Here is a 22,406-nt window from a genome sequence, read left to right as displayed (position 1 = left end):
CCCGGGAGCCCGGGAGCGCCGCCCCGCCGCCGACCAGCGCCCGTCCCCGTACAGGCACCCGCATCCGCACCCGTACCTGTGCCCGCACCCGTCCCCGTACTCCTTCCGCACCCCGCCCCTCATCGAAGGACTGCCCCAGGTGTCCCACTCAGAGACCTCCCACACCTTCCAGGTCGACCTGCGCGGCCTGGTCGACCTGCTCTCCCACCACCTCTACTCCAGCCCCCGCGTCTACCTGCGCGAACTGCTCCAGAACGCCGTCGACGCCCTCACCGCCCGACAGGCCCTCGAACCCGGCGCGCCCGGGACCATCACCGTGCGGGCCGGGGAGACCCTGACCGTCACGGACACCGGCATCGGCCTGTCCGAGGCCGACGTGCACCGCTTCCTCGCCACCATCGGCCGCAGTTCCAAGCGGACCGCCGACGGGGCGCTGGACGGGGCCGGCCTCGACGCGGCCCGCGGCGAGTTCATCGGCCAGTTCGGCATCGGCCTGCTCGCCTGCTTCGTCGTCGCCGACGAGATCACCGTCCTGAGCCGGTCCGCCGCCGACCCGGCCGCGCCCACCGTCGAATGGCGCGGCCACTCCGACGGCCGCTACACCATCCGCACCCTGCCCTCCGGGACCCTCCCCGAACCCGGCACCACCGTGCGGCTCGTCCCGCGCGCCGACACCGCCGAGTGGACGACCCCCGAGCGGGTCGTCTCCCTCGCCCGGCACTACGGCGGGCTGCTGCGCCACGAGGTCACCGTCGTCGGCCCGCGCGGCGAGACCCACCGCGTCGACGAGGCGCCGCCGTGGGCGAGGACGCACCGCTCCCCGCTGGCCAAGCGCGAGGCGTACACCGCGTACTGCCGGGAACTCTTCGACTTCACCCCGCTCGACACGATCGAACTGGACCTGCCGGCCGCCGGACTGCGCGGCGTCGCCTACGTCCTGCCGACCGCCGTCAGCCCCGGCCGGCGCGCCGGACACCGCGTCCACCTCAAGGGCATGCTGCTCACCGACCAGGCACCCGAACTGCTCCCCGAGTGGGCGTTCTTCGTGCGCTGCGTCGTCGACACCACCAGCCTCCGGCCGACCGCCTCCCGCGAGTCGCTCTACGAGGACGGCGCCCTGTCCGCCGTACGGGACGCCCTCGGCGACCGGATCCGCGACTGGCTCACCGGGCTCGCCGCCAGCGACCCCGCCCTCCTGCACCGCTTCATCGACATCCACCACCTCGCGGTCAAGGCGCTCGCCCGCCACGACGACGAGCTGCTGCGGATCGTGCTGCCCTGGCTGCCGTTCGAGACCACCGACGGCAACGTCACCCTGGAGGAGTTCGCGCGGACCCACCCGACCCTCCTCGTGACCCGCAGCGTCGAGGAGTTCCGCCAGGTCGCGCCCATCGCCGCGGCCGCCGGACTCGGCGTCGTCAACGGCGGCTACACCTACGACCGCGACCTCGTCCACCGGCTCCCCGAGATCCGCCCCGGCACGTCCGTCACCGACCTCGACCCGGCCACCGTCACCGCCCACCTCGACGCCGTCGACCCGAGCGCCGAACTCCGCGCCGCCGCCTTCCTCGCCGTCGCCCGCGAGACGATCGGCGTCCACGACTGCGACGTCGTCCTGCGCGACTTCCAGCCCGTCACCGCGCCCGCGCTGCTCCTCGACAACCGCGACGCCCGGCACGAGCGCACCCGGTCGAGCCTCGCCGCCGAGAGCGACGGCCTGTGGGCCGACATCCTCGGCTCCCTCCGGAACGACACCCCGCGCGCCCAGCTCGTCCTCAACCACCTCAACCCGCTGGTCCGCCAGGCCCTCACGATCGGCGAGCGCGGCCTCGCCGTCACCACCGCCGAAGCCCTCTACGGCCAGGCGCTGCTGCTCAGCCGCCGCCCGCTGCGCGCGAGCGAGAGCGCCCTGCTCAACCGGGCCTTCATCGGCCTCCTCACCCACGCCATGCACCACCCCGCCACGGCGGGCCCCGGCACCGACGACTCCGCGCCCCGGAAGGAACTGTAGAGATGCTGGACACCCCCGAGGCCGTCGTCGAGGCGCTCCGCGAGAACCACGAGCGCCCCCACGGCCTGCCCCGCACCGTCATCGCCGAGGAACTCGTCGAGGCCGCCGAGGCCTTCGAGCAGCCCGACGTCCTCGTCACCGCGCTCCTCGAACTGATGACGGCGTACGAGTTCACCGGCGAGCAGCGCAAGTCACCGGTCGCCTTCGCCCGCATCCTGAAGCTGTGGGACACCGCCCCCGACTCCTTCAGCCCCTACGAGGCCCACCAGGTCTTCTGGCGCTTCAAGTGGGTGACGACCTCCCTCCTCCAGGTGCCCGACATCCCGCTGACCGCGATCGGCGGCTGGATCGACCAGATGCGCGCCCGGTACGAGGCCGCGGGCCACGGCGTCCAGCCCGTCGCCGCCATGCGCTACCACCTCGCGCACCACACCGGCACCGGCGTCGCCGACGCGTACGACCTCTGGGCCACCCGCCCCCGCACCGACCTCAGCGACTGCGAGGCGTGCGAGACCCGGCACCTCGCCTGGCACCGGGTCGCCGAGGGCGACGACGCCGCCGCGCTCGACGCCTGGCGGCCCGTCCTCACCGGCGAGCAGGGGTGCAGCGAGGAACCGCAGATGAGCCAGGCGCGCGCCCTGCTCCCGCTGCTGCGCACCGGCCGCACCGACGAGGCCCGCTCCCACCACCTCACCGGCTACCGCAAGGTGCGCGGCAACACCGGCATGCAGGACGAGGTCGGCCTCCACCTGGAGTTCTGCGCCCTCTCCCGCAACGAGGGCCGCGGCTTGGAGATCCTCGCGGAGAACCGGTCCCTCTTCGAGGCGACGGGCGCCCCGCTCGACCGCCTCGGCTTCCTCACCGGCGTCGAGGTGCTCCTCGCCCGGCTCGCCGGGACCGGCCACGAGGACACCGCCGTGGCCGGTCCGCCCGGCCGCTCCTGGACGGCGGCGGAACTCCTCGCCCACGTCCGCGCCGAGGCCGGGCCGCTCGCCGCCGCCTTCGACGCCCGCAACGGCACGAGTGCCGTCGGCGACCGCCGCCGTGCCCGGCTCGCCCGCCGCCCCCTGCTCGACGAGCCGCTGCCGCTCGGCCTGCGCACCGCCGCCGCCGCCGTCGCCCGCCCCGCGACCCCGGCCCCCGCGTCCGCCGCCCCGGCCACCGCCCGCACGGAGGTCCCCGACGACTTCACCGCCCTCGTGCGGGAGGCCCGCCGCATGGGCCGCGACGGCCACCCCGGCGACTCCCGGCTCTGGGACCGGATCGGCGAACGGCTCGCGGAGACCACGGCCCCGGACTTCGAGGCGTACGCGGACGAGCTCGGCCCCGAGGAGCTCCTCCGGGCCGAACTCGCCGAGCACCGGGCCCAGGAGCTCTGGCTGGACGACCGCCACAAGGCGTCCGCCGCCGAACTCGCCGCCGCCGTCGAGGGGTACGAACGGCTCCGCATGCCCTGGCACGCCCTTTCCGCCCGCGCCCGCGCCCTCGCCTGGACGACCCGCCCGGGAGCTCGGGACGGGGAGGACGAGGAGAGCGGTGGAGCGGGGTCGGGCACCGGCGGCCTGGACCGCGCCGAGGTCCGCGCCGCGCTCGACGCCGTGATGGGGGAGACGGAGAAGCTGCTCGCCGAGGTGCCCTTCGACGGCGCGTCGCTGGGTGACGCGGAGGCGGTGTTCGGCGCCGACCTGAGGACCGAGCGGACCCTGGCGTACCTCTCCGTCCGCTACGCCGACACCTTCGCCGCCTACCAGGAGCTGGTCGAGGCCGCGGAATCCGATGCCGATGCCGATCCAGACGCAGACGCCGGCCTCGACCTCGCGGGCCGGTTCGAGGAGCGTGCCGGGACCCTCCTGACGGAGGCCGAGCGCCTCGGCTTCCCGCACCAGAGCGCCAACGCCCGCCAGTTCCGCGCGGACGTCATGGGGCGCGGCGGCGACCTGACCGGAGCCGAGCGGGAGCTCCGCGCGGCCCTCCAGGACCTGGAGACCGCCGGGCGGCCCTGGCGCCGTCCGCGCCCGCGCGCCCTCCTCGCGCAGGTCCTCCTCGCCCGGGACGAGCCGCAGGAGGCGGTCGACCTCCTCCACGGCGCGATCGCCGACGCCGTCGCGCACGACGACGCCTCCTTCGCGCTCGCCCCGACGTACCTGCTGCTCGGCCAGGCATCCGCGCACCTCGGGGACTTCTCCGGCGCGGTCCGCCACCTGTCCGAGGCCGCCGCGCGGTTCGACCAGGCGGGGGACCCCGGCGAGGCCACGCAGGCCCGGCTCCGGCTCGCCGACGTGCTGTCCCGCTCCGGTCAGCCCGCCGACGCCGTCGCCGTCCTGGAGTCCGTCCTCGCCGACGACGCCACGGCCGGCGTCGACGAACGGATGCTCGCCCAGGCCCGTCTCACCTTCGCCCGGGGCCTGCGCGACCTGGAGGAACACCTGCCCGCCGCCCGGGAGTTCCTGGCCCTCGCGGACACCGTCGCCGGCTGGCCGCAGGAGGACCGGGCCGTCCTCACCCTCGTGGCGTCGGAGGCGGCGACCGCCCTGGCCACCGCCGACCACTGGGAGGCCGCGGACACGGCGTACGAACGCGCCGTCGCCGCCCACGCCGAGGCCCCGAACCCGCCCATGATCGCCCTGATGATGCGGGAGTTCGCCCGCCTCACCATGCGGGCCCGGGGCGCCGAGGGGACGGACGCGGCCCTCGCGCACCTGGACCGCGCCGACGCGGTCCTCGCCGCCCTGCCGGCCGACGAGGACGGCTTCGCCGTCTGGTACGAGCGCGGCGAGATCCACTACCGCCGGGCCAGGGTCCTCGCGGAGGCCGATCGCTACGAAGAGGCCCTGCCCCAGGCCGAGGCGGCCGTCGCCGCCCACGAGGAGGGCGGCCCGCAGGGCGAGTTGGCCCGCGCCGAGGCCGTCCGCGTCGCGGCCCTGATCGAGGGCAACGGCCTGGACCGGACGAACGAGGCCATCGCCCGCCTCACCACCGCGGCGGCCCGCTGCCGCAAGGCCGAACTCCCGGAAGCGGCCCAGGTCCTGGACGCCCTCCGCCAGGAACTCCTCTCCCGGTAGACGCGGAACACCGCCGCCCGGTCCTCGCTCAGTCCCCGCGCGTCCGGAGGACGGCCGGCGGGGGCGGCGGAGGAGGCGGGAAGGCCGGCGGGGGCGGGACGCGGGGCCCGGGCGGCCGCGCCGCCGGAGGCGGCGGCGGAGGCGGCGGCGGAGGCTCCGACGGGAGCCCGCCCCCGCCCCGCCGAGGCGGACGCCCCGGGGGCGGAACCGCCGGCGGAGGCGGGAGCGGGGGCGGCGGGACGGGCGGTTCCACGCCCAGGAGGAGGGGGCCGCCGGCGCGGAGCCGGGCGACGGCGAGTTCGTTGCGGCGGCGGGCCGGGGGACCGTCGTCGCGCTCGTAGACGAGCTTGACGCCGTAGAGGAAACCGAGGTTCTCGACGCCGGCCGGCCGGTAGCCGAGCGCATGGGCGATGGCTTCGATCCGCTCTCTGCCGGCCGTCGTGAGCCGGTTGCCCGGCCGCAGTTCGACCCGTCCGCCGCCGTCGAAACGCGCACGCACCTCGTCGTCGTCCACCCGGCTCCGCCCTCCCGCGAAGAGGCCCCGGCCGGGACCGCCCCGACCACCTCGCCCCAAGGCCCGCCCCCGGCCCGCCCCATGGCAGGCCAGGGTCTTTCCGTCGCCCCCTCCTTCTTCCCTTCCGGGGGACGACGCACCTTGTTATGGGGATGTTAGTGGCTTGTTCTCACCGCTCGGCAGGATGGTGATCAAGCGAGCGGGGCCCGCCGCACGCGGTGCGGACCGCGGGCCCGGCCCGCACGTGTCACCCGTGCACAGGAAACGGAGAACACCGGGCATGAAGCGCACGATCGCCGCCACGGGAGCGGCCGCGGCCGTCCCCGCGGGCCTGGTCGTCACGGCCCCCACGGCCTCGGCGGCCGGCGGGGCGTACGGCCCGAACACCCGCGACGCCGTCTCGTGGCGCCGGATCCACCATCCGTCCGGCGGCGGGACCCACGCCCGCCTCTGACGGACCGAACGCCCCGCACGGCCGGTGATCCTCCCCGGCCGGGGGCGAACCACAGCTCCGCCACCGGCCACCGTACCGGCGGCGGATCACGACGGGCCGTCCCCGCGCGGGCGGGGGAGCTCGGCGGGCGGCCCGTCGAAGGTGAAACGGGACCGGGCGGTCCGGGGCGGAAGGGGCCCCGGGCCGCCCTCTTCCGTGCCCGCCCCACCGTCTTCCCGCGCCACCCCCTGCCTTCCCGCGCCCACCCCACCACCTTCTCCCGCCCTGCCCCGCCCCCGCCGTCGTACGGTGGCCGGCCGCCCTCCGTTGTCAGTGGCGTCCGGCAGGATCGCGTCCATGACGCCCTTCCTTCTCTCCGACATCGAACGGGCCGTGCGCGGCAGCTGGAGCGCCGAGACCTGCACCCCCGAGTTCCGCGCGCACTGGACCGAGGACAATCCGGCCCGGGACCAGTGCGGGGTCACCGCCATGGTGCTCAACGACCTCCTGGGCGGCGAGCTGCTCCGGGGCGAGGTGCACGTCGGCGGGCGGCGCGTCGACTACCACTGGTGGAACCGTCTGGGCGCGGGTGTCGAGGTCGACCTCACCCGCGAGCAGTTCGGCCCGGAGGAGACCGTCACCGAGGGCGTCGTCGTGCCCCGCCCGCCCGTGACCCAGTGGTCCAGGCTCCAGGCGGAGTACGAGCTGCTGCGCGACCGGGTCCTGCGGGAGCTCGGCCGGGAGCGGACCGCCGCCCCCGAGGCCCCGTCCGCCTGACCGCGTCCGGGCCGGACCGGACCGGGCCGAGGTCCGGTCCGGAGGACGGTGGTCAGGACGGGGAGGCCCCGCCGAGGAGCGGCGCGAGGCCGTCGAGGAGCCTCTGGAGCCCGAACTCGAAGAGGTCGTCGAGGCCGAAGTCGTACCCGCGCTCCGCGAGGAGGGCGAGCATGGGGTAGGGCCCCTCGCCGAAGGACGCCACGACCTCGGGCTCCTGGGTGTCCATCCACTCCTCGCTGTCGAGCCCGCTCTGGGCCTCCGCCTCCCGCTCCGCCTCCAGGTTGACGGCGAGGCCGCGGATGTAGTTGAGCAGCATGAGGTGCGCGGTGAAGGCCGTCTGGAGGTCGAGCCCGTTCCGGTGCAGGGCGGACAGTCCCCACTCGCTGTACGAGAGGGCGGAGGTGATCAGCTGCGGCCGGGTCATCGACAGGGCCGGCGCCAGCCAGGGGTGGGCCCGGAACACGCCCCAGAGCTGCCGGGCCGCCAGTTCGAGCGGTTCGCGCCAGCCCGGGGGCGGTGCCGCGGGCAGCGGATGCCCGGCGATGACCGTGTCCATCATCCGCACCAGCAGGTCGTCCTTGTCGGCGACGTGCCGGTAGAGCGACATCGTCGCCACCCCCAGCTCGGCCGCGACCCGCCGCATCGACAGGGCCGCCAGCCCCTCCCCGTCGGCGACCGCGACGGCCGCCTCCACGATCCGCCCGAGCGTCAGCGCCCCCGGTTCCGCCCCGTCCCCCTGCCCGGCCCCCGTCCTCGGGGCCGACCGCATCACCGGTCCCGACTCCGGCCCTGACCGCGACCCCGGTCCTGACCGCGACCCCGACTCCGGTCCCGACCCGGCCCGTGAATCCGCCCCCGCCGCCCCCGGCTCCCGCCCCTGTGCCACGGCCGGGCGGGCCGTCCGCGCCGGGCGGGACGCCGTGGTCGCCACGACCGTGCCGACGCCGGGGACGGCGCGGACCAGGCCCTCGTGGCGCAGCTCGGTCAGCACCTTGGTCGCGGTCGCCATGGCGACGCCCCACTGCCGGGTGATCTCCCGGGTCGACGGCACGCGGTCGCCCGGCGCCAGCTCCCCCGTCTCGATCCGCCCTCGCAGCTCGGCGACGATCCGGCTGTACCGAGGCACTGATTTCTCGCCCACCGACACTCCTCCGCACTAGTGCACCTGGATGCCCGTCATCCTAGCCCTGACGGGCGGGAATCCCCGCGCGCCAGTGCGCCAACACCGCATTGCACTAGTGCGCGAACTGCCAACAGTACAGCAGAACGCTGTATTTAGTGCTTGCGCACTACCCTGCGTACGGCGTACGTTCAGTGCATGACGAACAACGAGATCCTCATCAGCGGCGCAGGCATCGCAGGGACCGCGCTGGCGTACTGGCTACGCAAGCGGGGCTTCGCGGTCACGATCGTGGAGCGCGCCCCCGAGCCCCGCCCGGGCGGGCAGACCGTCGACCTCCGCGGCGCCGGCCGCACCGTGATCGAGCGCATGGGCCTGATGAACCGGGCCAAGGCCCTCACCGTCGACCAGCGGGGCCTCGCCCTCGTCGACAGGGCGGGCCGGGTCACCGCCCGCGTCCCCGCCGACAGTTTCGGCGGCGAGGGCATCGTCTCCGAGATCGAGATCCTCCGCGGCGACCTCGCCCACCTCCTGTACGAGGCGACGCTGCCCGACACGGAGTACCTCTTCGACGACACCGTCACCGGCATCGACCAGGAGACGGACCCGGACGCGGTCCTCGTCACCTTCGAGAAGGCCGCGCCGCGCAGGTTCGCGCTGGTCGTCGGAGCGGACGGGACGCACTCCGTCGTGCGCGCCCTGGCCTTCGGACCGGAGCGGGACCACACCCACCCCCTCGGCCTCTACACGGCCTGGTTCACGGCCTTCGAGGAGGATCTGGACCTCGACGGCTGGTACCTGATGCACAACGCCCCCGGCGGGCTCGTCGCCTCCGCCCGTCCCGGCCGCCTCCCCGGCGAGATCAAGGCAGGCTTCAGCTTCCGCTCGGAGCCGCTCTCCTACGACCGCCGGGACGCCGCCGCCCAGAAGGAGATCGTCGCCCGCCGCTTCGCCGCCGCGGGCTGGGAGACCCCGCGCCTGCTGCGGGCGATGCGCACCGCCCCGGACTTCTTCCTCGACTCCATGGCGCAGGTGCGGCTCGACAGCTGGTCGCGCGGCCGCGTGGCGCTGCTCGGCGACGCCGGCTACTGCGCGACCCCGCTGACCGGCCTCGGCACCAGCCTCGCCCTGGTCGGCGCCTACGTCCTCGCCGGTGAGCTCGCCGCCGCCGGCGGCGCCCACGCGCCCGCCTTCCGCCGCTACGACACGGTGATGCGCCCCTACGTGACCCAGGCCCAGGAACTGCCGCCCGGCGGCGCCGCGGGCTACGCCCCGTCCGGCCGCCTCGGCATCCGCCTGCGGGACTTCTCCATGCGTTCCATGACCCGCTGGCCGATGCGGAACCTGATGGCCGCCCAGTTCGCCAAGGCCGGCGACATCGCCCTGCCGGAGTACGACCCGGCCCCGGCCCGCCCGACGGGCGCCACCGCCGAGCGGTGACGGCCGCCGGGAAGCGGACCGGGGAACGGAAGGCACGGAGGCCCGGGGAACGGAAGGCACGGCGGCCCGGGGAACGGACAGGACGGCGGCCCGGGCGACGGACCGGGCGACGGCCCGGGGCAGACCCCTCGGAAGGTCAGTTCATCAGCAGCAGGCGGGTGTTCGACACGAGCTTGCGGTTGACGCTGGTGCTCTGCACGAAGATGGTGAAGTCGGCGTTCTGGTCGGGCTTGACGCGGACCTCCTCGTCGGGCAGGCCGAGCAGGGCCCGGGCCTCGGGCCCCGCGTACACCCGGTCCGTCTTCTTCTCCAGCACCGCGATCCGCTTCCGCGCCTGGATCTTCTCCGACTTGCTCAGCTGGTAGAACGCGCCGCCGGTGCGGTACGTGTGCCCGGACTCGGTGACCCACTCGCGGATCGCCACGTCCCGGGACACGGGGATCAGGTGGTAGCCGGCCGGGTCCACCGGGGTGAGGCCGGCCGCCTCGATGGTCTCCTTGTTGACCGCGTCGGCCCCCGTGGAGAACACCGCCCGGGAACCCCGGATGCCCTTGGTGCGGCCCACCATGAACTTCTCGGTGGCCTGCTGGATGACCTGCGCGGCCTCTTCGAGGCCCCGGGTGCTCGTGGCGTCCCAGATGGCCACGTTGTCCTTGGGGAAGCCGCAGTTCATCGCCTCGCGCCGGCCCATCTGGTCCGGCACCAGGACGGCCAGCGTCCAGTTGTCGTCCTGCGTCTCGATCATCCGGGACACCGCCTCCACCAGTGCGGCCGGCTTCTTCGAGGGGGCGTCCGGGCAGCGGTGGCTGGCGTTCTCCTGCCCGTCGGTCAGCACGAAGGTGAGGAAGCTGTGGTCGCCGTACAGCTGGGCGGTCTGCGCGAGCTCCCGCTGCGACTTCAGCGCCGCCGCCAGCAGCGAGGTCATCCCCCCGACCCGGTACAGCTCCTTCAGGGACGGCATCCGCAGCACGTCCTTGTCGTAGATGACGCACTCCACCTTGTCCGCGAACACGTACACCGTGACCCGCGTCTCCTGGTCCAGCTCCCGCGACCGGCGCGCGAGGTACGCGATCTGCTGGTCGGCGACCTCGACGACCTTGCCCCTCAGGTGCGACATGGACGAGCTCGCGTCCAGGACGAGCGCGACGTGATTGATGTAGTTCTGGTTTCCGGACACAGTCAACTCCCCGTCTCCGCCGGCGCGGTGTCCCGGCCGGCTCGATGGGAAAACCGTCTCACCCACCACTGACAATCGAGCCGCCCGAAGCCCCCGTGCGCCCGCACCGCGCACGACACGGGCCACCCCGCCGAGACCCCGCGCCGACCGGGACCGCGCCCCCGTCGGCACCCCGTCCCGCGTCCCCCGCCCCCGCGTCCGGTCCCCGCCCCCGCCCCGTCACACGCCGCCCGCGGCCTTGTCCTCGGCGAGGGTGTGGGCGACGAGGGCGTTGGCGTGGCCGTGTCCGAGGCCGTGCTCGGACTTGAGCCAGCCGACGAGCTCCATGTGCTTGGTGAGCGGCGAGGAGCGGATGGCCTCCTGCCATTCGGCGATCGGCCGGCCGTACTTCTTCTCGATGGAGGGGAAGTAGCTGGCGGGGCCCTTCACGGCGTCGGTCATGAGGTGTCTCCGTTGTGCAGGGGTGCGGCCGGGCGGCCGCACGACCATCGAAATGATCTTGATGGGGTCCATGGTGCCCCGAGGGCCGGGGGACCGCTACCGGTTCGCCGTCGTGCCGCCGGCCGGCCGGGCCGTCACCAGGGCCGGCCACAGCAGCCCGAGCCCCGCGGCGGGGGTGAACGCCAGGGCGGAGGCGGCCGACGCCATGAACCCGGCGAGGACGAACGCCGGAACGATCCGGCAGGCGACGGCCCAGCCCCGCAGTCCCCGCGCGGCGAACGCCCGCGCCAGGACGACGAACGCCGCGCACAGCGCCAGGTGGCCGACCGTCCCGTGCCCGCTCATCACCGTCTCCTCGGCGGCACCGGCCGGGAACCCCGCCCCGGCGTCGGCGGGGAAGCCCGCCGCCACCCAGAACGACACGCCGAACACCCCGACCAGCACCGGCCCCCAGGTCCCGCCGGGCCCGCCCCGCAGCACCTTCCGCAGCCCCACCGCCGCACCCGTCAACAGCACTCCGGCGAGCAGGAAGTCGACCGTCCGGATCCAGCCCGCCTCGCCGAGGGCGAGCCGGCTGATCGCGTTCCGGGTGGAGGAGAACCCGTCCCGCGCGAGGCCCTGGGCGACGCCCACCGCCAGGAACAGCGGCCCCGCCACCACCCCGCCGAGGGCGGCTCACGACACGCACGGGGCGGTGGCGGTGGTGGCGGTGGTCTGAAGGGGAGTGGCGAGCGTGTCGGTCATGACGGGCCTTCCTCGCGGCTCTGGTGGGGCCGCTGTTCCTCTTGCTTCGTTCTCGACACCGGTATGACCGTCCCCGCCCCGGAAACTCATCGCCCGTCCGGCGATCCGGTCACGTGGCGGCCTCCTCGTCCCACGGCCGGGGGAGCGACCGCCGGCAGCACGAAGCCCCGGGGCACTCGCCCCGGGGCTTCGGACTGAGACATGGGCCAGCGCGCCGGGACACTCTCCGGCGTCGTCGTCGCGACGGCGAAAGGGGCGCGCTTCATGCCGGGAGAGCCGACAGCGGGAGGAGACGCCCGCATCCGCTTTTCCGGCGGGCTCCGACCGGAGCCCCCCTCGTCCTGCCGTGCCCGGCCTAGCCGATGGCCTCGGCGGAGAAGCTGCCGTCGCCGTCACCGGTGGACTCGGTGAAGCCGTCCTCCTCGAAGCCGGCGCCCTCCTCGAAGCCCTCGTCCCCGAAGCCCTCGTCCTCGCCCATGGCGGAGCCGAAGCCGCTCATGAGCTCCTCCATGTCCAGCTCGGCGGCGCCGGCCGGGGCGACGGGCTCGACGCCCTCGCTCATCTTCAGGGAGAGGCCGAACTTCTTGATCTTCGCGTTCTCGGTCAGCTTGGCGAGGTCGATGTACACCTCGGCCAGATCGCCGTTCTTGAGCGTGAAGTCGGCCGTGACCTTGGTGGCCGGGGCGTCCTTCAGGTCGCTGTTCGACGGCAGGTCCATGCCGGGCGGCAGGTCCTTGGCGAGCGGGCGGATCTCGTCGAAGAGGTCCGTGATCAGGGTGCGGAACGGCGCCGTGGCGGTGATGTGCTCGGTGCCGTCCTTCCCGCCGGCCGTCGCGAACTCGACGTCCCGGGCGATGACCTTCCGCAGCGACTCCAGGAGCTTCTTCTGCGTCTTGGGGTCCAGCGACGGCTCGGGCGACGCCTCGGCGTCCGCGGCCATCTCCTCGCCGGCCTTCTGCATCGCCTTGATGTCGAACTTGACCCACTCGCCCTTGAGGAGGTTCTTCAGGGCCCCGGCCTCGGCCGGCAGCTCGTCGGCGGGCGGCATGGGGGAGCCCATGGCCTCGCCGATCGCCTTGGCGTCGGAGCGGAGGTAGGCGTAGTCGCCGATGACCCGGTACTCGACGAGGTCGCCCTTCGGCGTGTCGACCTTCATGGCGATGCCGACGAAGTCCTTCTCCCCGGACTCGGAGATCGGCTTCTTCGAGGTCATCGTGACGTTGATCTTCGCGCCGGCGATCAGGTCGGCGGCCTCGTCCGGGATCTCCTCGCCGGGCTCCGGGTCCGTGCCGGAGTCCAGCTGCTTGAGCGTCTCGGCGTCGGCGTCGAGGGCCAGTTCGAAGGAGACCGACTTCTCCTTGCTCAGCTTCTCGAAGGCCTGGTCCAGCTTCTTTCCTGCGGACAGCTGCTCCACCGTGCCACAGGCGGCCGAACCCACCAGGACGGCGCCGACGACTGCGGTGGCGGTGAGGGTCTTGCGGATGGCGGTGATGATGGTCTCCTCGAAAGTCCGATCACGAGACGGTGATCGCCCAAGGTGACTCACAGCGTCCGCACAGGGTTGTACGACGATCGCTTTTTTATTTTTCCTGTCCGGTTTCTTTCTTCCTTGGCTGAATCCCCCCTCTCCCGGATCTCAGGCGGGCGCCGGCGGAAGCCCGCGCGGCCCCACGCACAGGGCCCCCGTCTCCTCCACCCGCCGCCGCAGCTCGCGGTCGGCGGTCACCACCAGACACGGCCGCCCCCGCGCGGCCCGGGCCAGCTCGGCGATCAGGTCGTCGCCGCTGCCCGGCGCCTCCTCGACCCGCACGCCGGGCACCGACGCGACGCCCCGGGCCCGCCCCTCCACGACCAGGACGATCTCGTACGGCCCCGGGAACGGCCCGTCCACCGGCCCGCCGACCGCCGCGAGCCGGTCCCGCAACCGCTCCGCCGCCCCGCGCCGGTCACGCCACCACCCGTCCGGCACCGACCCCACGACATTGGCGCCGTCCACCACCAGCAGGGGAAGGACGGCCGGCTGCTCAGCACTCATGGCCCCAGCATGGCAGCCGCACCCCGCCGCCGCCCCGGCCGGCGATCCGGACGGGATGGTAGAACCGTCCGGTCACCCCTCCCGGACCTTCCGGAGGAACGACACCCACCGACGGAACGGCGCGGACGAAAAGGGGCTCAAGCGTGACCGATGGGGGACGGAACCCGTATGCCTCCGGGCAGGGTTACGGAAACGGCCACGGCTCTCACCGGAACCGACGGCGCGACGGGAGCCCGAACAACCCGTACGCCGCACCGACCTGGGGACCGGGCGTCCCGCCGCAACCTTCCCGCCCCCCGTACGCGCCCCGCTCGCCGTACTCCCCCCACACCCCGCCCCGCCCGCGCTGGGAACGCTTCCGCGAGGGCGACTGGCCCACCTCCCGGGAGCTGCTGGGACGGGTGCGCCTCGGCGGGTGCGTCTGGGCGCTGCTGCTGTTCTGCCTCTGGCCCCTGCTCCTGCTGCTCACCGTCTATCCGCTGGCCCGCACGGCGTGCCGGAAGGCCCACCAGGTGTTCCCGGGCCACGCCTATCCCCGCGTGGTGGACCCGTTCATGAAGCGCGTGCAGGACGCCAGGGCCTGGGCCGCGCTCGTGGCGAGCGGCCTGATCCTCGTCGCCTACGGGGCGGAGCAGACCTTCTCGGACCTCCAGGAGCAGTACTTCCTCCGGGTCACGACGACCCCGTGGCTGCTGCTCCTCACGGCGCCGCTGGTCGTGCTGGTGGTCTTCCGCCTGGCGCCTCCGGCCGCGCGCCCCGGCATGCGGTCCGGCCTCGCCTTCTCGGGCCGCGCGGCGCTCCGCTACTTCGGCGCCTTCACCGCCGTGCCGCTGCTCTTCGTGGGCGTGGTGTTCGTGAACGCGGAGTACACCTCGTCCGTGACGCTCGGACCGCTGCTCATGCTCGCCATGCTGGCGCCGGTGGTCTGGGCGCTGTTCTTCGTGGTCTTCGCCTCCCTGACCCTGGTCCCGTCCGTCTTCGGGATCTCCCGGGTCCACTCCGGCCTCCCCGCCCTGATCACCGGCGTCCTGGTCTGGGAGCTGGCCGCCGTCAACCTGGCGGCCTCCGGCCTGCCGCCGGGCCCCCTCCCCGTCCAGCTCTGCGCCGTCCTGGGCGGCCCCGCCTCGGTCACGGCCGTGGCCCACTGGGAGCTCAAACGCCTCCGGACCCACTACGGCGTCACCTTCAGGGCCCCGGCCGCACGCGGACCGCACGCGCCGAACGACCCGGTCTGATCCGGCGCCGGTCGCCGGACAGGCCCTAGGCGTCCGAGGACACGGCCCGGACGTCCTGCGACGCCTCCGCGTGCCGCAGTTCCGCGAGGAGTTCGCTCTGCCCCGCCAGCAGTTCGGTGAGGATGCGGCGGGCCGCCTTCAGGAGGTCCGCCACGTCACCGCCCGCGAGGGCGTAGCTGACCGTGGAGCCGTCGCGGATCGAGATCACGATGCCGGACCGGCGCAGCACCGCGAGCTGCTGGGACAGGCTGGACGGCTCGATCTCGATGTCCTTGAGCAGTTCGCGCACGGGACGGGGGCCGCCCTGGAGCAGTTCCAGGACGCGGATCCGGACGGGGTGCCCGAGCATGCGGAAGAACTCCGCCTTGGCCTGGTAAAGCGGCACCTGCATACGACAACACTCCCACCCGGATCGATCCGCCTGGACGCCGCCGGCCGGACCTGCCGGTTCCTCGTTCCACGGCCGCGGTCATTCTCCCGTCTCCCGGCCCCCGCACACCCTCAAGTGATCACTTTCGGATGTGACGAGTTGAAGACTTCTTCAAGTCGAGGGCGTGCGGAGCCGGGACGAAGGAGGACGACTACAGCTCCAGCTCCGCTTCGATGCGCTTGAGCTGGTGCCGGGCCATGGCCAGGTTGGACCTCTCCTTGTCCAGGACCACGTAGAGGAACAGGCCGTTCCCGCCGCGCCCCTTGAGCAGCCGGATGAGGTGGTACTGGGTGTCCAGGGTGATCAGGACGTCCTCGATGCCGTCGTTGAGGCCCAGCATCTCCATGGCGCGTATCTTCGCCCGGATCACGTCGGTGTTGCCGGCCGCCGCGACGGTCAGGTCGAGATCCTTGCCCCCGCCGAGCGTGCCGAGCGCCATCCCGCTCGTGTAGTCGACCAGCGCGACCCCGACGCTGCCCTCGATCGAGGTCATCGCCTCTTTCAGCGACGTCTCCACACTCATCATCTGTACGTGCTCCCTTGTTTCCCGACTGCCCCGGCCGGACTTCGCGTCCACGGCGGGGGGTTGATCTGACGCCTCCCACTAGACACCAACAGCGAAGGGAGTGAAGGGGTTTTGCCGGAAAGCGATGCCCCGGGCATAGGCCGAAAGGCGTGACGGCGCGACGGCCGCACCGCTCGACGCCCCTGCCCGCCGCCGCTACTCGACGACCCGGTCCCGCACCGGGGCCCGCGCCCCGCCGTTCTCCGCGCCCAGGTCCGCGAGCAGCCGCAGCCCGTCCTCGGCGGGACTGCCCGGCGCGGCGGACAGCACCAGCAGCTCCCTGCCCGGCGCGTCGGGCAGCGCGAAGTTCTCCTGGTGCAGTTCCAGCAGCCCGACCAGCGGATGCCGGTACGCCTTGCGCCCGTGGGTGCGGGCGCGCACGTCCGCGCGGGCCCACAGACGGCGGAAGCGCTCGCTGCCCATCGCCAGTTCGCCGATGAGCGAGGCCAGCCGGGGGTCGTCGGGATACTTGCCCGCGGCCAGCCGCAGGTGCCCGACCACGTCGAGGGTGCACTGCTCCCAGTCCGCGTAGAGCCCCCGCTCGGCCTCCTCCAGGAAGATGTGCCGGGCCGTGTTCAGCCCCGGCAGCGACCGGCCGAGGAGGAGCTCCGCGAGCCGGTTCCCGGCTAGCACGTCCAGCCGGTGGTCCATGATCAGCGCGGGCGCGCCGGAGACCAGGCCGAGGACGCGCAGCAGCTCCGGCCGGACCCGCCCGCCCGGCGCCTTCGCCGGACGGCGGCGCTGCCGGGCGAGCCGGCGCAGGTGCCCCTGTTCGGTCCCGTCGAGCCCGAGGACCCGGGCGAGCGCGTCGAGCACCTGCTCGGAGGGCTGGGTCGCGCGCCCCTGCTCCAGCCGCACGTAGTAGTCGACGCTGACCCCCGACAGGTGCGCGACCTCCTCGCGGCGCAGCCCCTCGACCCGGCGGCGGCTGTCGGCCGGGATGCCGACGGCCGCCGGATCGACCCGGGCGCGCCGGGTCCGCAGGAAGCCCGCGAGATCGTCCATGCCTCCCAGTATCGCTCCGGGGGCGCGTCCGAGGGTGGCCCTGCCGGTACCAGGAACCGCCGTCCGACGGAAACGGCGCCCCTGAACGACGGCCGCCGAACGGCGCAGGATCGACCGCGTCCGATCCGAGACCCCTGCCCCGAGGAACACCCCATGAAGACGCTGATCGTCCACGCCCACCCGGAACCGAACTCGCTCAACGGCGCCCTGAAGGACCTCGCGGTGTCCACCCTGGAGGGGGCGGGGCACGAGGTGCGGGTGAGCGACCTGTACGCGATGGGCTGGAAGGCCGTCGTCGACGCCGGGGACTACGGCCCCGAGGCGTCCTCCCCGCTGAAGGTCGCCCGGGACTCCGGCCGCGCCTTCGACGCCGGGACGCTCACCCCGGACGTCCGCGCCGAGCAGGAGAAGCTGCTGTGGGCCGACACGATCGTCCTCCAGTTCCCCCTGTGGTGGTACACGATGCCCGCGATCCTCAAGGGCTGGGTGGACCGGGTCTTCACCCACCACTTCGCGTACGGCGTCGGCGAGCACAGCGCCACCCGGTACGGCGACCGCTTCGGCGAGGGCACCCTCGCGGGCCGGCGGGCCCTCCTGTCGGTGACCGCCGGCGGCCCGGAGTCGCACTACGCCGCCCGCGGGATCAACGGCCCCATCGAGGACCTGCTGTTCCCCATCCACCACGGCATCCTCTACCACCCGGGCATCGAGCCGCTGCCGCCGTTCGTCGTGTACGGCGCCGACCGGATGGACGAGGACGGGTACGCGGACGTCGCCGAGGCGTGGCGGCGGCGCCTGCTCACCCTGGAGACCACCGAACCGATCCCGTTCCGCCGCCAGAACGCCGGCGACTACGAGATCCCGTCGCTCCACCTGAAGGAGGGCCTGGAGCCCGCGGGCCGCACGGGCTTCGGCCTGCACGTACGCGGCTGACCCCGGTGCGGGACGCGCCCGCCCCGCACCGGGGCCGCCCGCACCGGAGGCCGTACCCCGCCTCAGGCCGCGTTCGGACCCACGTCCGCCGTCGTCAGCGGGGCGCGGACCGGCGCCAGGGCGGAGTACTCGTCGGCACCGACGTCCCGGGCGGAGCCGCGGGCGTGTCCGTCCGCGTCCTCGGTCACCACGGCCGCCGTGGAGACGGCCGAGTCGATCGCCGGGCTGCCGGCGGTCAGGCGGTACACCCCGTCGGCGTCCTTGCGGAGCAGCGGGTCGACGCGCCGGAAACCGCCCGCCGGGATGGTGCCGTTGGCGGCCGAACCCCAGAGGATGTTGCCCTGCCAGACGAAACCGCTGGTGGTGCCCAGGTTCACCAGGCTGCCGCTGGACCCGACGAGGATGTTGTCGGCGACGGTCACGTCGCGCGGCTCGTAGGTCCGGCTCTCGCCCGAGATCGTGGCGGAGTTGCCGACCAGGGTGTTGTGGACGATGACGGCCCGGTCGCAGGCGTCGTTCCCGCGCCGCTCCTCCGTCGTCTCGCCCGCGTCGTGGTCGCGGGTCGTGCCGCTGCCGATGACGATGCCCCGGGAGGTCGTCCCGGAGATGTGGTTGTTCACCACGAGGTGGTCGTTGCCGTACAGCCGCACGCCGTTCTCGCCGCCGAGTACGTGGTTGCCCGCGACGGTGGTGCCGTTGCCGTGCCGCAGCACGATGCCGCCCCTGCCGTCGCGGAGCGTGTTGTAGCGCACGGTGTTGCCGGACGACTTCACCGAGATCGCCTCGGGGTCCCCGTCGCAGCGCTCGAAGAGGTTGTACTCCACGAGGGCGTCGGCGGTGGACAGGGCCCGCTGGCTGACGCCGAGCCGGATCGCCTCGCCGCCGTTGTCGCCGCTGTAGGAGTGGTCGGCGAAGTAGTTGCGGAAGATGTGGGTCCGCTGCGCCATGGCCGTGGCCCCCGGACCGTCGACCACGAGGAAGATGCCCTGCGAGGTCCGGTGGTGGAAGTAGTTCCGGTCGATCTTGGCGTCGTCGCCCCGCACCGTCACCCAGTCGAGCCCGGTGGTGTCGGCGAGCTTGAAGTCGTTGCGGGTCAGCCGGATGCGGGCGCAGTCCGCGGGGACGGCGAGCGTGCTGCTCTGCCGGAAGGCGAAACCGCTGATCGTGATGTTGCTGGAGGCCGAGAGGAGGAAGCTCACCGACCCGGTGAGCACGGCCCCGCCGCGGCTGGCGGAGACGATCGTGATCGGGGCGCTGCTCGTCCCGTTCTTGCCGGACACGCGGATGCCGGCCGACGGGACGGCGTAGGTGCCGTCGGCGAGGACGATCCGGTCGCCCGGCACGGCGGCGTCGATCGCGCTCTGGAGCGCGGAGATGCTGCTCACGGTCACGGTCCCGGCCGCGGAGGCCGCCCCCGCGGACAGGACCGACAGCGGGACGGCGGCCGTGGCCGCCCCCATCAGGGTCCCCTTGAGAAAGATGCGTCGTCGCATGGATGCCTCCTGGTGTGGTCCCCCCTACCCTGACCCGCACCCCTGACGTCTCGCTGACGTCCGGCTAACGGCGGAGCACCCTGTCCGGAACGCGCCCCCGGACACGCGCGCTGGGCCGCCCCGGCCGCAGGCTCCGGCGACCCGGATCCAGCGGTGCGGAACGGCCCAGCACCCCCCGTTCCCCGGCGGCGGACCACCGGAGAGATGCCTCCGAAGCTACGCGGAAGCCGCGCCTCCCGACGTCAACCCGCCGGTGGAGCCGGGGTAAACCCTGGCGGTACACGCCACCCCCGACATGGCCGGAAACACTCCGCGCAACCGGCCCCGGAACAGGCCCGGTTCCTCTCCGCCGCCCCCACCTCCCCGCGTACCGCGCACGGTTGACGCCCGCCCGGCACCCCGCCGCTAGGCTGCGCCGATGCAGCGTCAGCGCCCACGGCCCCGAAGACCGGCCAGGACCCCGATCCCCAGATCCCCCCTGGTCGCGGACACCGGCATCGCCGCCGCCGTCCTGGCCTGCGCGCTGCTCCTGGGCCGCCAGGACACCGGCGAGGGATACCCGCCCCTGGGCGTCACGGGCGGCCTGCTGACGCTCGCCGCCCACCTGCCCCTGTGCCTGCGGCGCCGGCACCCCGTCGCGGTGGCCGGAGCCGTCTTCGCCGTCTGGACGCCCTACATCGCGCTCGGCCACTGGCCGGTGGTCAACAGCCTCGCGGCCCAGCTCGCCCTCTACACCGTCGCGTCCACCCGCCCCCTGCGCACGGCCGCCGCCACCGCAGCGGCACTCGGCGCGATCTGGCTGTACTCGGGGTTCGCGGCCCCCGACGGCTCGGTGGCGGCGGCCGCCGCCCTGGCCCTCGTCGTCCCGGCGGTCCTGGTGAGATTCGGCCAGTCCGCGCGCGAGTCCGAACGCCGCGGCGAGCGACTGGCCGAACTCGCCGCCCAGCTCCAGGAGGAACGCGACGCCAAGGCGCGCCGGGCGGTCGCCGAGGAACAGGCCCGGATCGCCCGCGAACTGCACGACGTGATCGCCCACCACATCTCGGTGATCTCCGTGCAGGCGGGCCTGGCCGACTACGTCTTCGACACCGACCCCGGCACCGCGCGCAAGTCCCTCGGCACCATCGCCGACACCTCCAGCGAAGCCCTGGAGGAGATGCGCCGCATGCTGACCCTCCTGCGCACGGGCGACCGCACCCCCGAGACGCACGCCCCGGAGCCGTACGACCCCGAGCCCTACGCCCCGATGCCCACCCTGAGCGGCCTGGAGGAGATGGCCGCCCGCATGCGCGCCGGCGGGGTGCCCGTCGACCTCCTCGTGGAGGGCCGCCCCCGCACCCTGCCGCCCGGCGTGGAGCTGTGCGCGTACCGCGTGGTCCAGGAGGCCCTCACCAACGTCCTCAAGCACGCCCGCCCGGCCGCCGCGGTGGTACGCGTGCGCTACCGGCCGCACCGGCTCCTGGTGGACGTCACGGACGACGGCCCCGGCCCGGACCCCGCCCGGATCCCCACCGGAGGCGGCCACGGCTTGATCGGCATGCGCGAACGCGCGAAGCTCTACGGCGGCGCCGTGACGACCGGCCCGCGCCCCGAAGGGGGCTTTCAGGTACGGCTGGTGCTGCCGGCCCCCTCCACCCCGGCGGGGGAGACGGCGGCCGGAGGCTGAGACGAGGGAAGGGGAGCGGTCCGCCATGACGATCCGGGTGCTCGTGGTCGACGACCAGTACCTCATCCGCGCCGGCATCGTCGGCCTGCTGAGGGCCGCCGACGGCATGACCGTCGTGGGGGAGGCGGCGGACGGCACGGAAGCCGTCACCGAGGCGGCGCGCTCCCGGCCCGACGTGGTCCTCGCGGACACCGCCGACCCGCCGCCGAGGATCCTGATGCTGACCACCTTCGACCTCGACGAATACGTCTACCGGGCGCTCCGGGCCGGCGCGAGCGGCTTCGTCCTCAAGGACACCGGACCGCAGCGCCTGCTCGCCGCGGTGACCGCCGTCGCGGGCGGCGACACCCTCTTCGCACCGAGCGTGACGCGGCGGCTGGTGGAGGCGTTCACCCGGGCGCCCGCGCCCGACGGCCCCGCCGCCCGGCGGCCGGAGATCGACCAGCTCACGGCCCGCGAGACGGAGGTGCTGCGCCTGACCGGCACCGGCAGGTCCAACGCCGAGATCGCGGAACGCCTCTTCATCTCCGAGGCCACGGTGAAGACCCACCTCAACCGCACCATGGCGAAACTGGACCTGAACAGCCGGGCCCAGGCCGTGGTGCTGGCGTACGAGTCGGGCCTGGTGGCCCCGGGCCGCCCCCTCACCCCCGACACCCCGGACTGACACCACCCCCTCCCGTGCAGGCGGCGGGTCACGCCTCCGTGTCGAGGCCCCGCAGCGCCGCGACGGCGAGCCGCACGGCACGCCGGGACACCGCGTCGTAGTCGCCCCCCGACTCCAGGGCGCTGGTGGCGGCGTTGACGAAGCCCTGGAGCAGCCGGGCGGTCAGCAGGGGAGCGTCGTCGCCGAGCTCGCGGAGGGCGGCGACGAGTGGATCGAGAAGGGCCCGGTGGGCCGCGTCGGCCCCCTCGCGCAGGGCCGCTGCGTCCTGCGCGTCGGCGGTGGCCCGGGCGACGCGGTGCTCCCCGTCGCGGACCATTTCGAGCTGGGCGGTGACATGGGCGGCCACCCGCTCCTCGGGGGAGTCCCCGGCGGCGGCGAGCGCGGCGCGGATCCGCTCGGTCCAGCGCGGAGCCGCCTCGCGGACCACCTCGGTCAGGAGGTGGCGCCGGTCGGGGAAGTACTTGTAGACGCTGTTGCGGGCGAGACCGGTGCGGCGCGCCACCTCCGCGAACGTCACCCGTGACGCGTCGCCCTCCGCGAGCAGCTCCCGCGCCGCGTCGAGGAGCGCGGCACGCTGCTGGGAGCGGTGATCGGCGACCGTGGCGGCGTGGATCTTGGGCACCGGCCCAGTCTAGGCGCCCACCCACCACCCCACTTG

General features: G+C 74.0%; 21 protein-coding genes. 9 read left to right on the top strand and 12 right to left on the bottom strand.

What is annotated here, in order from left to right; all coding sequences use genetic code 11:
• Window positions 1-139 precede the first annotated feature (139 nt).
• Window positions 140-2,011 (top strand): HSP90 family protein, encoded by a 1,872-nt coding sequence (locus IE326_RS22465; RefSeq protein ID WP_150226547.1) that lies wholly within the window; start codon window positions 140-142, stop codon window positions 2,009-2,011.
• Window positions 2,012-2,013: 2 nt separating this feature from the next.
• Window positions 2,014-5,073, top strand: a complete 3,060-nt coding sequence (locus IE326_RS22460) for a tetratricopeptide repeat protein (RefSeq protein WP_190042781.1) — start codon at window positions 2,014-2,016, stop codon at window positions 5,071-5,073.
• Window positions 5,074-5,101: 28 nt separating this feature from the next.
• Here the strand turns inward: IE326_RS22460 and IE326_RS22455 are convergent, their stop codons facing one another.
• Window positions 5,102-5,587 carry a hypothetical protein gene (locus IE326_RS22455; protein WP_190042780.1) on the bottom strand — a complete coding sequence of 162 codons (486 nt, stop codon included), beginning with the start codon at window positions 5,585-5,587 and terminating at the stop codon, window positions 5,102-5,104.
• Between the two features lie 280 nt (window positions 5,588-5,867).
• On the opposite strand from IE326_RS22455, the gene IE326_RS22450 reads away from it, so the two are divergent.
• Complete coding sequence (locus IE326_RS22450; protein ID WP_190042779.1) at window positions 5,868-6,041, top strand: hypothetical protein; 174 nt, start codon at window positions 5,868-5,870, stop codon at window positions 6,039-6,041.
• Between the two features lie 336 nt (window positions 6,042-6,377).
• Window positions 6,378-6,797, top strand: coding sequence for a YunG family protein (locus IE326_RS22445; protein ID WP_190042778.1), 420 nt, complete (start codon window positions 6,378-6,380; stop codon window positions 6,795-6,797).
• A 52-nt stretch (window positions 6,798-6,849) separates the two neighbouring features.
• On the opposite strand, the gene IE326_RS22440 is transcribed toward IE326_RS22445, so the two are convergent.
• On the bottom strand, window positions 6,850-7,938 hold the full coding sequence (locus tag IE326_RS22440) for a TetR/AcrR family transcriptional regulator C-terminal domain-containing protein (RefSeq protein ID WP_190042777.1): 1,089 nt from the start codon (window positions 7,936-7,938) through the stop codon (window positions 6,850-6,852).
• A gap of 177 nt (window positions 7,939-8,115) precedes the next feature.
• Between IE326_RS22440 and IE326_RS22435 the strand changes: the two genes are divergently transcribed.
• On the top strand, window positions 8,116-9,357 hold the full coding sequence (locus IE326_RS22435; RefSeq protein WP_190042776.1) for an FAD-dependent monooxygenase: 1,242 nt from the start codon (window positions 8,116-8,118) through the stop codon (window positions 9,355-9,357).
• A 136-nt stretch (window positions 9,358-9,493) separates the two neighbouring features.
• Here the strand turns inward: IE326_RS22435 and IE326_RS22430 are convergent, their stop codons facing one another.
• From IE326_RS22430 to IE326_RS22410, 5 genes are all read right to left on the bottom strand, one after another.
• Window positions 9,494-10,534 (bottom strand): vWA domain-containing protein, encoded by a 1,041-nt coding sequence (locus tag IE326_RS22430; protein ID WP_150226542.1) that lies wholly within the window; start codon window positions 10,532-10,534, stop codon window positions 9,494-9,496.
• Between the two features lie 219 nt (window positions 10,535-10,753).
• Window positions 10,754-10,975, bottom strand: coding sequence for a DUF4287 domain-containing protein (locus IE326_RS22425; protein ID WP_150226541.1), 222 nt, complete (start codon window positions 10,973-10,975; stop codon window positions 10,754-10,756).
• A gap of 96 nt (window positions 10,976-11,071) precedes the next feature.
• Window positions 11,072-11,635 (bottom strand): DUF998 domain-containing protein, encoded by a 564-nt coding sequence (locus tag IE326_RS22420; protein ID WP_190042775.1) that lies wholly within the window; start codon window positions 11,633-11,635, stop codon window positions 11,072-11,074.
• A 439-nt stretch (window positions 11,636-12,074) separates the two neighbouring features.
• Window positions 12,075-13,133, bottom strand: coding sequence for a hypothetical protein (locus IE326_RS22415; protein WP_229915680.1), 1,059 nt, complete (start codon window positions 13,131-13,133; stop codon window positions 12,075-12,077).
• Between the two features lie 222 nt (window positions 13,134-13,355).
• Window positions 13,356-13,754, bottom strand: coding sequence for a PIN domain-containing protein (locus IE326_RS22410; RefSeq protein WP_150226539.1), 399 nt, complete (start codon window positions 13,752-13,754; stop codon window positions 13,356-13,358).
• A 143-nt stretch (window positions 13,755-13,897) separates the two neighbouring features.
• Between IE326_RS22410 and IE326_RS22405 the strand changes: the two genes are divergently transcribed.
• Entirely contained in the window at window positions 13,898-14,989 is a 1,092-nt protein-coding gene (locus IE326_RS22405) for a hypothetical protein (protein WP_190042774.1), read from the top strand.
• Between the two features lie 25 nt (window positions 14,990-15,014).
• Here the strand turns inward: IE326_RS22405 and IE326_RS22400 are convergent, their stop codons facing one another.
• The 3 genes from IE326_RS22400 to IE326_RS22390 form a co-directional block, all read right to left on the bottom strand.
• Complete coding sequence (locus IE326_RS22400; RefSeq protein ID WP_190042773.1) at window positions 15,015-15,380, bottom strand: ArsR/SmtB family transcription factor; 366 nt, start codon at window positions 15,378-15,380, stop codon at window positions 15,015-15,017.
• 190 nt (window positions 15,381-15,570) lie between these two features.
• On the bottom strand, window positions 15,571-15,945 hold the full coding sequence (locus IE326_RS22395) for a hypothetical protein (protein ID WP_150226536.1): 375 nt from the start codon (window positions 15,943-15,945) through the stop codon (window positions 15,571-15,573).
• A gap of 195 nt (window positions 15,946-16,140) precedes the next feature.
• On the bottom strand, window positions 16,141-16,989 hold the full coding sequence (locus tag IE326_RS22390) for a helix-turn-helix transcriptional regulator (RefSeq protein ID WP_190042772.1): 849 nt from the start codon (window positions 16,987-16,989) through the stop codon (window positions 16,141-16,143).
• A 153-nt stretch (window positions 16,990-17,142) separates the two neighbouring features.
• Here IE326_RS22390 and IE326_RS22385 point away from each other — a divergent pair, with 153 nt between their 5' ends.
• Window positions 17,143-17,922, top strand: coding sequence for an NAD(P)H-dependent oxidoreductase (locus IE326_RS22385; protein WP_150226534.1), 780 nt, complete (start codon window positions 17,143-17,145; stop codon window positions 17,920-17,922).
• Window positions 17,923-17,984: 62 nt separating this feature from the next.
• On the opposite strand, the gene IE326_RS22380 is transcribed toward IE326_RS22385, so the two are convergent.
• Complete coding sequence (locus IE326_RS22380) at window positions 17,985-19,415, bottom strand: polysaccharide lyase 6 family protein (RefSeq protein ID WP_190042771.1); 1,431 nt, start codon at window positions 19,413-19,415, stop codon at window positions 17,985-17,987.
• Between the two features lie 418 nt (window positions 19,416-19,833).
• Between IE326_RS22380 and IE326_RS22375 the strand changes: the two genes are divergently transcribed.
• Window positions 19,834-21,081 (top strand): sensor histidine kinase, encoded by a 1,248-nt coding sequence (locus IE326_RS22375; RefSeq protein WP_190042770.1) that lies wholly within the window; start codon window positions 19,834-19,836, stop codon window positions 21,079-21,081.
• 25 nt (window positions 21,082-21,106) lie between these two features.
• Entirely contained in the window at window positions 21,107-21,748 is a 642-nt protein-coding gene (locus IE326_RS22370; RefSeq protein WP_190042769.1) for a LuxR C-terminal-related transcriptional regulator, read from the top strand.
• A 28-nt stretch (window positions 21,749-21,776) separates the two neighbouring features.
• Here IE326_RS22370 and IE326_RS22365 read toward each other — a convergent pair whose 3' ends face one another.
• A complete protein-coding gene (locus tag IE326_RS22365) occupies window positions 21,777-22,370 on the bottom strand; it encodes a TetR/AcrR family transcriptional regulator (RefSeq protein ID WP_190042768.1) in 594 nt (197 codons plus the stop codon).
• Window positions 22,371-22,406 lie beyond the last annotated feature (36 nt).

It is taken from the genome of Streptomyces filamentosus (assembly GCF_014654895.1).
In the GTDB taxonomy this organism is placed as follows: Bacteria; Actinomycetota; Actinomycetes; order Streptomycetales; family Streptomycetaceae; genus Streptomyces; species Streptomyces filamentosus.
This window is presented reverse-complemented; position numbering and strand designations above follow the sequence as displayed.

Excerpts from the sequence above, each read along its gene's own strand:
- IE326_RS22435 (WP_190042776.1), top strand. The coding sequence starts at position 8,116 with ATGACGAACAACGAGATCCTCATCAGCGGCGCAGGCATCGCAGGGACC.
- IE326_RS22460 (WP_190042781.1), top strand. The coding sequence starts at position 2,014 with ATGCTGGACACCCCCGAGGCCGTCGTCGAGGCGCTCCGCGAGAACCAC.
- IE326_RS22375 (WP_190042770.1), top strand. The coding sequence starts at position 19,834 with ATGCAGCGTCAGCGCCCACGGCCCCGAAGACCGGCCAGGACCCCGATC.
- IE326_RS22395 (WP_150226536.1), bottom strand. The coding sequence starts at position 15,945 with ATGATGAGTGTGGAGACGTCGCTGAAAGAGGCGATGACCTCGATCGAG.
- IE326_RS22385 (WP_150226534.1), top strand. The coding sequence starts at position 17,143 with ATGAAGACGCTGATCGTCCACGCCCACCCGGAACCGAACTCGCTCAAC.
- IE326_RS22410 (WP_150226539.1), bottom strand. The coding sequence starts at position 13,754 with ATGAGTGCTGAGCAGCCGGCCGTCCTTCCCCTGCTGGTGGTGGACGGC.
- IE326_RS22425 (WP_150226541.1), bottom strand. The coding sequence starts at position 10,975 with ATGACCGACGCCGTGAAGGGCCCCGCCAGCTACTTCCCCTCCATCGAG.
- IE326_RS22390 (WP_190042772.1), bottom strand. The coding sequence starts at position 16,989 with ATGGACGATCTCGCGGGCTTCCTGCGGACCCGGCGCGCCCGGGTCGAT.
- IE326_RS22400 (WP_190042773.1), bottom strand. The coding sequence starts at position 15,380 with ATGCAGGTGCCGCTTTACCAGGCCAAGGCGGAGTTCTTCCGCATGCTC.
- IE326_RS22380 (WP_190042771.1), bottom strand. The coding sequence starts at position 19,415 with ATGCGACGACGCATCTTTCTCAAGGGGACCCTGATGGGGGCGGCCACG.
- IE326_RS22445 (WP_190042778.1), top strand. The coding sequence starts at position 6,378 with ATGACGCCCTTCCTTCTCTCCGACATCGAACGGGCCGTGCGCGGCAGC.
- IE326_RS22450 (WP_190042779.1), top strand. The coding sequence starts at position 5,868 with ATGAAGCGCACGATCGCCGCCACGGGAGCGGCCGCGGCCGTCCCCGCG.
- IE326_RS22370 (WP_190042769.1), top strand. The coding sequence starts at position 21,107 with ATGACGATCCGGGTGCTCGTGGTCGACGACCAGTACCTCATCCGCGCC.